The organism is Burkholderia pyrrocinia, assembly GCF_003330765.1.
Taxonomy (GTDB): domain Bacteria; phylum Pseudomonadota; class Gammaproteobacteria; order Burkholderiales; family Burkholderiaceae; genus Burkholderia; species Burkholderia pyrrocinia_B.
In genome coordinates this window covers 11,842-23,915 of sequence record NZ_CP024902.1, presented here as the reverse complement: position 1 = coordinate 23,915, position 12,074 = coordinate 11,842, and the positions used below count along the sequence as shown (strand labels likewise).

The 12,074-nt window shown below is 54.4% G+C and carries 4 protein-coding genes, 2 rRNA genes and 2 pseudogenes; 2 read left to right on the top strand and 6 right to left on the bottom strand.

The annotated features are described in order from the left end of the window. The first annotated feature begins 291 nt into the window (after window positions 1-291). Together CUJ89_RS00085 and rrf are read left to right on the top strand one after the other, a co-directional pair. Window positions 292-3,173, top strand: a 23S ribosomal RNA gene (locus tag CUJ89_RS00085). A 184-nt stretch (window positions 3,174-3,357) separates the two neighbouring features. Next, window positions 3,358-3,470, top strand: a 5S ribosomal RNA gene (gene rrf / locus CUJ89_RS00075). 136 nt (window positions 3,471-3,606) lie between these two features. Here rrf and CUJ89_RS00070 read toward each other — a convergent pair. The 6 genes and pseudogenes from CUJ89_RS00070 to CUJ89_RS00040 form a co-directional block, all read right to left on the bottom strand. Next, window positions 3,607-3,977, bottom strand: a pseudogene (locus CUJ89_RS00070) (integrase core domain-containing protein); the annotation flags it as partial. 69 nt (window positions 3,978-4,046) lie between these two features. After that, entirely contained in the window at window positions 4,047-4,820 is a 774-nt protein-coding gene (gene istB / locus CUJ89_RS00065) for an IS21-like element ISBcen13 family helper ATPase IstB (RefSeq protein ID WP_114175276.1), read from the bottom strand. Then, a complete protein-coding gene (istA, locus tag CUJ89_RS00060; RefSeq protein ID WP_114175274.1) occupies window positions 4,817-5,845 on the bottom strand; it encodes an IS21 family transposase in 1,029 nt (342 codons plus the stop codon). The genes istB and istA overlap by 4 nt, the downstream gene beginning before the upstream one ends. A 91-nt stretch (window positions 5,846-5,936) precedes the next feature. Beyond that, window positions 5,937-6,630 (bottom strand): annotated as a pseudogene (locus tag CUJ89_RS00050) (transposase); the annotation flags it as partial. 205 nt (window positions 6,631-6,835) lie between these two features. Further along, the gene (locus CUJ89_RS00045) at window positions 6,836-9,964 is read right to left on the bottom strand and encodes a type III restriction-modification system endonuclease (protein WP_114175271.1); all 3,129 of its coding nucleotides are present in this window, start codon (window positions 9,962-9,964) and stop codon (window positions 6,836-6,838) included. 8 nt (window positions 9,965-9,972) lie between these two features. Continuing rightward, on the bottom strand, window positions 9,973-12,072 hold the full coding sequence (locus tag CUJ89_RS00040; RefSeq protein ID WP_114175269.1) for a site-specific DNA-methyltransferase: 2,100 nt from the start codon (window positions 12,070-12,072) through the stop codon (window positions 9,973-9,975). Window positions 12,073-12,074 lie beyond the last annotated feature (2 nt).

Below are 12,074 nucleotides of genomic sequence, written 5' to 3'. Positions count from 1 at the left end.
AAGTGCTTGGTTCAGACACTGAACCGAGAATTTTGCATTGGCGATTGAGCCAGTCAGAGCGATATGAGTAACACTATATCGGCTGTCGTTCTTTAACAATCTGGAAGAAGTAAGTAATTTGGATAGCGGAAGCGTCTTGAGATGGACGTGGAAACTATCCGGGTTGTGATTGTATCGATGTATCTCAAGATGATTCGAACTTCATGTTCGGCTCAATTGGAATACGGCACAAATGCGAGAACTCAACCTGTAACGACTGTAGCGTCGAAAGATGAGACAGACTCGTTATAGGGTCAAGCGAACAAGTGCATGTGGTGGATGCCTTGGCGATCACAGGCGATGAAGGACGCGGTAGCCTGCGAAAAGCTACGGGGAGCTGGCAAACGAGCTTTGATCCGTAGATGTCCGAATGGGGAAACCCGGCCCTTTTGGGTCATCCTAGACTGAATACATAGGTCTAGTGAAGCGAACGCGGTGAACTGAAACATCTAAGTAACCGCAGGAAAAGAAATCAACCGAGATTCCCAAAGTAGTGGCGAGCGAAATGGGATGAGCCTTGTACTCTTTATTTGTATTGTTAGCCGAACGCTCTGGAAAGTGCGGCCATAGCGGGTGATAGCCCCGTAGGCGAAAACAGTATGAAAGAACTAAGTGTACGACAAGTAGGGCGGGACACGTGAAATCCTGTCTGAAGATGGGGGGACCATCCTCCAAGGCTAAATACTCGTGATCGACCGATAGTGAACCAGTACCGTGAGGGAAAGGTGAAAAGAACCCCGGGAGGGGAGTGAAATAGATCCTGAAACCGCATGCATACAAACAGTCGGAGCCTCGCAAGGGGTGACGGCGTACCTTTTGTATAATGGGTCAGCGACTTACGTTCAGTAGCAAGCTTAACCGTATAGGGCAGGCGTAGCGAAAGCGAGTCCGAATAGGGCGTTCAGTTGCTGGGCGTAGACCCGAAACCAAGTGATCTATCCATGGCCAGGATGAAGGTGCGGTAACACGTACTGGAGGTCCGAACCCACTAACGTTGAAAAGTTAGGGGATGAGCTGTGGATAGGGGTGAAAGGCTAAACAAACTTGGAAATAGCTGGTTCTCTCCGAAAACTATTTAGGTAGTGCCTCGTGTCTCACCTTCGGGGGTAGAGCACTGTCATGGTTGGGGGGTCCATTGCGGATTACCCCGCCATAGCAAACTCCGAATACCGAAGAGTGCAATCACGGGAGACAGACATCGGGTGCTAACGTCCGGTGTCAAGAGGGAAACAACCCAGACCGCCAGCTAAGGTCCCCAAATATAGCTAAGTGGGAAACGAAGTGGGAAGGCTAAAACAGTCAGGAGGTTGGCTTAGAAGCAGCCACCCTTTAAAGAAAGCGTAATAGCTCACTGATCGAGTCGTCCTGCGCGGAAGATGTAACGGGGCTAAGCTATATACCGAAGCTGCGGATGCGAGCTATGCTCGCATGGTAGGAGAGCGTTCCGTAAGCCTGCGAAGGTGCGTTGAAAAGCGTGCTGGAGGTATCGGAAGTGCGAATGCTGACATGAGTAGCGATAAAGGGGGTGAAAGGCCCCCTCGCCGTAAGCCCAAGGTTTCCTACGCAACGTTCATCGGCGTAGGGTGAGTCGGCCCCTAAGGCGAGGCAGAAATGCGTAGCTGATGGGAAGCAGGTCAATATTCCTGCACCATTGTTAGATGCGATGGGGGGACGGATCGCGGAAGGTTGTCCGGGTGTTGGAAGTCCCGGTCGCTGCATTGGAGAAGGCGCTTAGGCAAATCCGGGCGCAGGATTCAAGGGTGTGGCGCGAGCTCCTTCGGGAGCGAAGCAATTGGAAGTGGTTCCAAGAAAAGCCTCTAAGCTTCAGTCTAACGATGACCGTACCGCAAACCGACACAGGTGGGCGAGATGAGTATTCTAAGGCGCTTGAGAGAACTCGGGAGAAGGAACTCGGCAAATTGGTACCGTAACTTCGGGATAAGGTACGCCCTTGTAGCTTGATGCCCCTGCGGGCAGAGGGTGAAGGGGTTGCAATAAACTGGTGGCTGCGACTGTTTAATAAAAACACAGCACTCTGCAAACACGAAAGTGGACGTATAGGGTGTGACGCCTGCCCGGTGCCGGAAGATTAAATGATGGGGTGCAAGCTCTTGATTGAAGTCCCGGTAAACGGCGGCCGTAACTATAACGGTCCTAAGGTAGCGAAATTCCTTGTCGGGTAAGTTCCGACCTGCACGAATGGCGTAACGATGGCCACACTGTCTCCTCCCGAGACTCAGCGAAGTTGAAGTGTTTGTGATGATGCAATCTACCCGCGGCTAGACGGAAAGACCCCATGAACCTTTACTGTAGCTTTGCATTGGACTTTGAACCGATCTGTGTAGGATAGGTGGGAGGCTATGAAACCGGAACGCTAGTTTCGGTGGAGCCGTCCTTGAAATACCACCCTGGTTTGTTTGAGGTTCTAACCTTGGCCCGTGATCCGGGTCGGGGACAGTGCATGGTAGGCAGTTTGACTGGGGCGGTCTCCTCCCAAAGCGTAACGGAGGAGTACGAAGGTACGCTAGGTACGGTCGGAAATCGTGCTGATAGTGCAATGGCATAAGCGTGCTTAACTGCGAGACCGACAAGTCGAGCAGGTGCGAAAGCAGGTCATAGTGATCCGGTGGTTCTGTATGGAAGGGCCATCGCTCAACGGATAAAAGGTACTCTGGGGATAACAGGCTGATACCGCCCAAGAGTTCATATCGACGGCGGTGTTTGGCACCTCGATGTCGGCTCATCTCATCCTGGGGCTGTAGCCGGTCCCAAGGGTATGGCTGTTCGCCATTTAAAGAGGTACGTGAGCTGGGTTTAAAACGTCGTGAGACAGTTTGGTCCCTATCTGCCGTGGGCGTTGGATATTTGAAGGGGGCTGCTCCTAGTACGAGAGGACCGGAGTGGACGAACCTCTGGTGTACCGGTTGTCACGCCAGTGGCATCGCCGGGTAGCTATGTTCGGAAGAGATAACCGCTGAAAGCATCTAAGCGGGAAACTCGCCTTAAGATGAGATATCCCTGGGGACTAGATCCCCTTGAAGGGTCGTTCGAGACCAGGACGTTGATAGGTCAGGTGTGTAAGCGCAGTAATGCGTTCAGCTAACTGATACTAATTGCCCGTAAGGCTTGATCCTATAACAAGTCTGTCTCGATAGCCGTTAGCGCTTCAGCGCTTACGGATATCGAGCGTCGAGTGCAAGGCACTCGACGTACGACGGTTGAAGTACCGCGTACGTGTGAGATACAACCTCACAACCCCTAAATTACTGCTTCTTCCGAGATTGGTCGCGCTGCGAAGCAACGCGACACCCCTCTTTGCCTGATGACCATAGCGAGTCGGCCCCACCCCTTCCCATCCCGAACAGGACCGTGAAACGACTCTACGCCGATGATAGTGCGGGTTCCCGTGTGAAAGTAGGTAATCGTCAGGCTCCCTAAGCCAGAAACCCCCGCCCGTAAAGGCGGGGGTTTTTGCATTGGGACGCCGGAAAGGGTGCGGTGCACCCGGCATGGGTCGCATCTCGTGCTGTATGCGCTGATGAGGCTAGCCCAATTTCCGTCCCGGTCTTAGTTGGAAAATTCCGGCTCTTCGGGGGGGCCGGATCGGCCCGATCGGTGTACTGGCGGGCGAATTCCGCCGGCGTCATCCACTGCAGCGCAGAGTGAGGACGCGCCTCGTTATAGTACTCGCGCCAGACTTCGATTTTGCGTCTGGCGTCCTCCAGCGACAAGAACCAATGTGTGTTGAGGCATTCCTCCCGAAAGCGCCCGTTGAAGGATTCGTTCTTCGCGTTGTCGGTCGGCTTGCCTGGGCGCGAGAAGTCAATTTCCACGCCATTCTCGTACGCCCACTTGTCGAGCGCCTTCGAAATGAATTCGCTGCCATTGTCTGCCTTGATATAGCGTGGAAGCGGACGATGCTGCGCGAGCCGTGTCAGTGCTGTCAAACGCATTTGAAATCTGAGCCACTTCGCGCCTGATCGCGCAAAGTAAAACTGAGCCAGTCGTTACTTCTTCGATGACCAGACGTGACCGGCCTGGCGCTGCTGTTTCAGTCTGTAGCTGTCTCCTTTGATCTGGATGATGTGGGCGTGGTGCAGGATGCGGTCGAGCATCGCTGCAGTCAGTGTGGTGTTGCCGCCGAAGGTTTCGTCCCACTGCGCAAACGGAAGGTTGCTGGTCAGGATCATTGAACCGCGCTCGTAGCGTTTGGCGACGATTTGGAAGAAGTGGCTGGCCTGATCGCCCGAGAGCGGCAGATAGCCAATCTCGTCGACGATGAGCAACCTCGGGCCGAGAATGTTGTGTCGAAGTACCGCGTCGTATCGCTCCTGTCGGCGTGCGGCCTCGAGCTGCAACATTAGATCCGCCGCCGTAATGAACTTCGTCTTGATGCCGGCCTGCGTTGCGGCGTATCCGATGGCGATCGCGAGGTGCGTCTTGCCCACGCCTGACGGACCAAGCAACACGGCGTTCTCGCCTCGCTCGATGAAGCGCAGGGTGGCAAGCTCGTCGATCGTCTTGCGTGGGGCCCCGACGGCGAAGCTGTAGTCGTAGTCATCCAGTGTCTTGATAGCGGGAAACCCCGCCATGCGCACCAGTGTTTGCCGCGAACGCACTTGCCTCGTCTCTCGTTCGTGCGCGAGCGCGTTCTCGAGGAAGTCGAGGAAACTCCATTGCTTGGCCGCGGCGTCGCTGGCCAGAGCGATGTATCGGTGCATGAGCCCCTCGAGCTTCAAACTCTGGCAGTGCCCGTCGATGCGTTCCTGCTGCAAGTTCATGCGCGCACCTCGGTCAGTAATTGCTGGTAGACGGACAACGGGTGCTGGATCGACATCGCGGGATCAACGCGCGGCCGAGCGACGGCACGAGCCGGCAATCGGGGCACCGCGTAGCCTGGCATGTCGCGCAAGCAAGCCCGTTCTCGTTGCTCCAACAGAATCGCGGGTGCCAGCCCTGTAACCGGATGCACTCGCTGGTTGGCCACGTCGCGCAACCATTTACTCACCTCGACGTTCGCAGTCACGGCGTCGAGCATTAAGCCGGATTGCTTGAGCTGGCTCGCCAGCGGCACATAGAAATTGCCACGCAGATAGCGGTGGAATCGCTCGATCTTGCCTTTGGTTTGCGCGCGGTACGGTTGGCACAGTCTGGGCAGGAAGCCGTACCGCTTGGCCAGATCGAGCATGCCGGCGTGCCAGCGGTGTTGACCGTCGCCATATGCATCGCGCTCGACAACGATGGTCTTGGCGTTGTCGTAAAGGATCTCGCAAGGAACGCCACCCAAGGCTTCGAACAGCGCATGATGACAGGCGACCAGCGTCTCGGCGCGTTCATCGGTGGTGAAGCGTGCCCAGCGCCACCGACTGAAGCCGAGCGTGGCGGTGAAGGCGTAAAGCGGGTCGGTGCCTCGGCGGAAGACAACGAAATCGCACTGCATCTGCCGGCCGGGCTCGGTCTCGAATCTCACGACCGGATCCGGCTTCGGCACGGACTTATGCGCGTTCATGAAGGCCTGCAGGCTTCGCAGTTGGCCGTCGTAGCCGCGCGCACGCAACTCGCGCAATAGCGCCGGCGCGGCGATGACCTCGGGTGCTGCCGCGCTCATGCGCTCGAGGATGTACGCCTCGAACGTTCCGAGCTTGGTTGGTCGCGGTTCACGCGGCTTGTAGCGAGGCACTTCCTCGGCCGACAGGTACCGCGCCACCGTGTTGCGAGAAATACCCAGGCGCCGCGCGATCTCGCGCTCCGATACGCCCTGGGCTTTGAGCACATGGATTTGCATCCACTGTTCCTTCTGGAGCATCGCCAGCCTTTGCGCGCAAAAGGCTGACTGTACTGAAAGGTGGCTCAGATTTACTTCGCGCGAAGTGGCTCATTATTACTTTGCGCCCAACAAGTGCGGCGACAACGTGCTCGCCACGCAACGAGCCGTCGACCTCTATAGCCAGACATTCGCGCGTGTAGTTGTCCACGATCGTGAGCGTGCGCAAGCGCCGACCATCAAACAGCGCGTCAGCGACAAAATCGATACTCCGGATTTCGTTGATTGCGCTCACTGATTGCTTTGGCTGCCGGCGTCTGGCCGACTTGTTGCGTCGAGGTCGTTTGTGACGCAACGAAAGCCCCAGCTCGCGGTACACGCGTGGCGCACCGTAATGTACCCGCACTTCCGTGATCTCCTTGATGCGCATCTCCAGCGCACTTTGATCCCGCGCGGCCGACTCGTAACGGTAGACCGTGCGGGACAGTTGCAACAACGCACAGGTCTGCCGCTGGCTCGCGCCAAAGCGCTGCATCAAGTCCGTGACCAGTTCACGGCGCCAGGAAGGCTTCAGAGCTCTTTTGACAGCACGTCCTGCAGCATCGCCTTGTCCACCGACAGATCGGCCACGAGCCGCTTGAGCTTCGCGTTTTCTTCCCCAAACTGCTTCAGCCGGCGCAGCTCCGAGGGCGATAGCCCACCGTACTTGGTCCGCCAGTTAATGGTATGGACTGCTCCGGCAGGCGTATCGTAACTGCTGGCGTGCCCAGCTCGGCCTGCTTCAACGCGTAGGCAATCTGCTCGTCTGTGAATTTGCTCTTCTTCACGGCATGACCTCCTGGTCTTGATGACAACGTCATACCGGAATTTTCCACTTTCAAATGGGACAGTTTTGTGGGCTAGGGTCACTTCGAGCGCGCGCTGGGCGGTGAGCTGACGCACCATCTCGGCTATCAGAAGGGCGAAACCAAACCACAAGCAGCACGAACCACTGCAACGGTACCAGCCGCAAGCGCGTCACGACCCTCATGGTCAAGAGGGCCGCCCAACGACATCCATTAGCTCCGCGTAATTGGTGACCACTTCATATCTGACACGATCTTGAGTAATTTGCTTGTCTAGTTTGCGGAAAAACTTCTTCGCACACTCGATTTTGGTCAGCTCGATTCCACGCAATTTCAGCGATGACATCGAGCCCTTCGTCTCAGCCACGAAATAAATATGTCTGACACTCCCGGATTTAAACGAAATTGCCCAGTCCGGATTGTAATCCCCGACAGGAGTCGGGATCGCGAAACCGCGAGGCAGCTTGGCATAAACAACCACCTCACTGCTGGTATCAAGCTCTCTGACAAAATCCCGCTCCACGTCGGATTCTGTGATCACGTAGTCATAGACGTGGTTCTTGAGCTTTGCCGTTGCGCGAGAAAAATCCTGCCCGGTCTGGTTGGCCGTAAAGATATCGGCGTCGTATCGTTCTTTCATCTCATCGTATGTCAACCGCTCGATCACCATGGCTGCCTTCTGTTCAGCAATGATACGCGATGCCTCGGAGATGAAATGCTCAGGATTCTGCTTAAACTTTCCGAAAGCGGTTGCCTCGATCTGTCCAAGTATGGTCGCGGCAGTGGTTCGGGTAATCTGAGCATTCTCCGCAATTTTCCCAACCAGATCGTATTTCACAAGAGAATGGATTGAGTCTCCATACGTGGAAGTCGTCTCCCGGACTTCGAATCCGTCGCCGTTGCGAATCTGTTCATCGGTCAAGTCGCCGTACTGGGCGCCTGCCTGCACCATATATTGAAGTGGCGTCACTCGCAACTGACTGTCGAGCGCGCTAATGCAATTCGCAATCAATTCCTTGGAGTCGAACTCGACGCGATAGATCGCCTTTTGATTAATTCGTGCCCACAGTTCTTGGAACTCCTTTCTTTCAAAGTTGGCGTTGAGTGGGTTCGTCTTGGGCTTTCGGCCGTCGCCAACCTCGGGCAATTGTGCGTCACTGAATACATTATCGATTAGCTGGAAAATCTGATCAGTGTAAGGCTTTAGATCCTCGGGCAACGGCACGAGCGTGCCCGCGGCCTTGGCCGCGTGGTAGGCCGCAGCGATCTGGTCGGTGTCGTCGGTGTAATCGTTCTTCACCAAGTAGCGATAGATCTGCTTTGCCATTGCCCCGGTTACTTCGACTTGTCCTCGTTCTGTCGTGATGGTCTTGCCGGTGAAATAGGCCTCCGTCGCTTGACGGGGACGCGAGGATAGGGTTTCGGCGATTTCGCTTTGCAACCCCGCCACAAAATTTTTGTAGCTTTCGCTGGCAACCACTGTCAGGACGTTGATGTCGTGGACAACCGTCGGGTTATCCATCCGGTCGCCATGCTGGTCGACGCTCAGCCGAAGGCCACGCCCAACCTCTTGGCGCCGGGAAATAGTATTGTCACTGTGCTTAAGCATGCACATGACGAAAACATTAGGGTTGTCCCATCCTTCGCGCAGAGCCGAATGCGAGAAAAGAAAGCGAACCATCCTTCTAGCTTTGTCGTCCGCACTATCGTGCGGCCCATGGAAAGTCAAAAGACCTTCCTTGTCTTTCAGGATCAGATCATAGGCGTCGACGTCGTCGGAATCGACAGCGCGTACGCCGACGGCTGGGTCCTTTAGTCGATTCGTTTTCTTGTCAATCGAGAAATAGCCGTTGTGGGTCTTGGCCGCATCGATCTCGCCAATGTATTTGCGATAAGCCTCGTTGTCGATGTCATCGCCAGACAGGTACTCTGACTTCAACTGCTCGTATTCTTCCTCAAAAATACGAGCATACTCACCTTTCTCGTCAGCTTGGTTATAGTCACGGTACTTCACTACCTCGTCAATGAAGAAGAGGGACAATACCTTGATTCCTTGGCCGAAGAGCTGCCTTTCCCTGTCCAGATGCGTCTTGATCGTCTCTCGGATCTGAATGCGGCGGATGTCACGCTCTGACACGTCACCATTGGCCTCGCCCGCCTTTAGTACCACTCCGTTGGTAAACTCGACCGTGTCAGTGTTGTAGTCGATTTGCGAAATGGTAAAGCCGCGGTACTGGTCCAATTCACCAGACTCCGCGTAAAGATCCTTCCTATATCCCAGGCGTCGCAAGTGTCGTTTGATTTCACCCGATTCGAGCTTTACCTCTAGCTCGATGCGTGCCACCGGCGCCTTCTTCGAAATATCGATCCCTTCGAGATAGAGGTAGGCATTTGTCCCGGCAAGGCCGCGCGTCTGGATGCCGCGCACAGCGATCTTCTTCACCAGCTTCTGATTATAGGCATCCAGCGCATCTAGGCGGTGAACGCGATTGTGCTGTGTTCGATGTGTCGCTGAATAGCGCAGGATCATAAGCGGTTTAAACTTCGGGAGCGCCTCCGTCGTGGCGACACCCTCCATCTTCTGCGGTTCGTCCAAAATCAAAATCGGACGGTTCGATGCGATCACGTCAATTGGCTTACGCGACTGGAAGTCGTCCAGCTCGTCGTAGATTCGGCGGTTGTCCGCTCCTCGAGCATTGAACGCCTGTATGTTGATCACCATCACATTGATCCCGGCATCCGAGGAGAAGCTCTCTAGGTCTGACAAGCGCTTCGAGTTGTAGATAAAGAACCGCGCCTTCTTGCCGTAGCTTTCGATGAAGTGGTCCGCAGTGATCTTTAGTGACTTGTAGACTCCCTCACGGATGGCGATCGACGGTACCATGATGATGAACTTCGACCAGCCGTAACGCTTGTTCATCTCAAAGATAGTCTTGATGTAGCAGTAGGTTTTGCCCGTGCCTGTCTCCATCTCGACGTCGAGGTGGACACGAGTGGCAGCCAGCGCGTCGCGTCGGTAAGCGGCTGGGGCTGCGATACGCTGATTGCTGCGGTCAAGCACCGTGAAATCGTCTAGCCGCTGCGAGACAGGCAGATTCTGCTGGCGTTGAACCCCCTGAATGTTCTTGATGATCTGCGCCTCGCTCAGCGCGATGTCAGCGTTTTTGAATCCTTCCTCGAAGGCGCTCGCCTGCACCTTGTAGCCTTGATCGATGCGGTAGGTTAAACCGTCAATCTTGGGCTGGCCGGCGAAGCAATTCACAACGGAATCGACGGCATGAGTCTGATAGGGCTGGACCTTAAATTTCAACTTCATAGCAACGCTCAGATCGCTTTAACTTCGGTAGTGGGTGAGAGCTGACGGAAGATCTGTTCGACATTGATCTTCACGGCGTCCGAAACAAAGCCGTTGTCGCGGAAGACGACACGCAAAGGCTCATACTTGGCAAGCTCCTTCGCCAAATCCTCGGTCACCCCGCCGCCGAAACAGGCGATTAGGGCATTGTCGTCTACAAAAAAGACAGTGCTATCCCGCACAGTCTCACGCCGGATAGGCAGCGTCAAATCGACGCCCCAATCGACCAGCACTTGGAACAGCAGGTCCTCGGCCGTTCGCCCCTCTTTCACATTATCGACCACGTCGAGGAGGTCTTGCTGCGAAAGCATGTCTGGGCGGTAAAACACGTTTTTCATGTTTGACGTGTCCAATTTCAATACGCGGAAGCCGATATCCTTGTTCCAGCCAAGATCGACTGGCCCTTCAACGGCGGCCGCGCCAGCTTTCCGAATACGCTCTTTGGAAACTTCTGACAGGACCAGTGGACGTCCACTTTTCTTCATCATTTTAATTGCGGCTTGAACAGTTTTCTTGGCCGTTCCTGTTGTTGAGGCCTCCGCTTCCACTAGGCTTTCAGGCAACTGAACCATAATGAATTTGTGGTTCGTCCCATATGTTGCATTTGCGTTGAATACGGCTTCGGCAGTGCTCGCTGATCCAGAGAAGAAGTCCATGATCAAGGAATTCCGATCGTTTGGCGTAACGTATTCAATGAGTTTCGCCAGTTCCTCGTGATCCTTTGGGTTTGTGAAGACTTTTGCGCCCATTAGATTGCGCAGATATTTCACAGAAACCTGCGACTGCTTGTAGAAATAAGAACCACGAACTTGCGTAGCAAGTTCGGCATCGTCTCCGTCTTCTCCGTTATCATCCTGCACACTTGCGTCGCTAACCTCGGTTTCCTCTGGAATCGGGCGAATATGGGCTTTTCGGAAAGGTGGTTCAGTATGATCCTCGCGAAACTCCACGAGCCCCAGCTTAATTTGACGCTGCATTTCATCCAATGACGCGTAAATCCAACCGCGCTCAGGAACGGCACATGGCTGTCCGGTCTTCGGATGGATAACATCGTATCGCGGCCCGTCACCGCCTGGCCAAGAGATATCGCGATCTCTCCACGGTCCATGCTTGTCGACCCGCTTGTACCTGGACCACTTTTTAGCAGGGTGATTCTTTGGCAAATCAGAATACCACTGGGCGATATCGGTTTCTATGGATTTGAAGTCATCGCCATGAATTTCTCTGAGTCGAACGAATTCATCCCAAATATCTCTGGCTCCCGGTTTCTCCTCTCGCCAAATCTCCTTTCTTTCGCGTAACTGCAGGGAATTCTTTGCAAAAACTAGGAGGTATTCATGGCCAACGGAAAAAAACTTTGCGTCGTTCTTTCGTCCCTTCTCCCAAACCAATTGGGCGATAAAGTTCTTTTCTCCGAAAACCTCGTCCATTAGTTTTCGAAGGGCAGCCTGCTCATAGTCATCGATGCTAACCATAATTACGCCGTCGTCTTTCAGTAGTCGTTTGGCAACCGTTAAACGTGCATATATCATCGACATCCAGTCTGAATGGTATCTGCCCCGAGTGTCCGGATTCGCGACCAATCGGCTACCTTCTTGATCTCTTGCGCCGCTCGCTGTTTCATATTCCTCTTTCGATGAGGAGAAATTGTCTCTATAAATAAAATCCTTTCCAGTGTTATAGGGGGGATCTATGTAGATCAATTTCACTTGTCCCAAATAGGTCTCTTGCAAGAGCTTCAGGACATCTAGATTGTCGCCCTCAATAAAAAGGTTTTGAGTGGTGTCAAATTCCACGCTTTCTTCACGAGATGGACGAAGAGTCTTGGTGATTGCTGCGTTCGCAGTAACGAGCGCCTCCCGCTTCCCCGGCCAGTCCAGCCGATAGCGCTCCTGCGAGCCGTCGACAATGGATTCGGAAAGTTCCTGGCGCAACTGGTCGAAATCCACCGCCAGCTTCACGCTACCATCCTCATCCTTGATCTCAACCACACAGGCGGGAAACAAGTCGCGGATGCGGGCGATGTTGTCCTGAGTGAGATTAGGCGAATGCATTTTCAGACTATCCATGT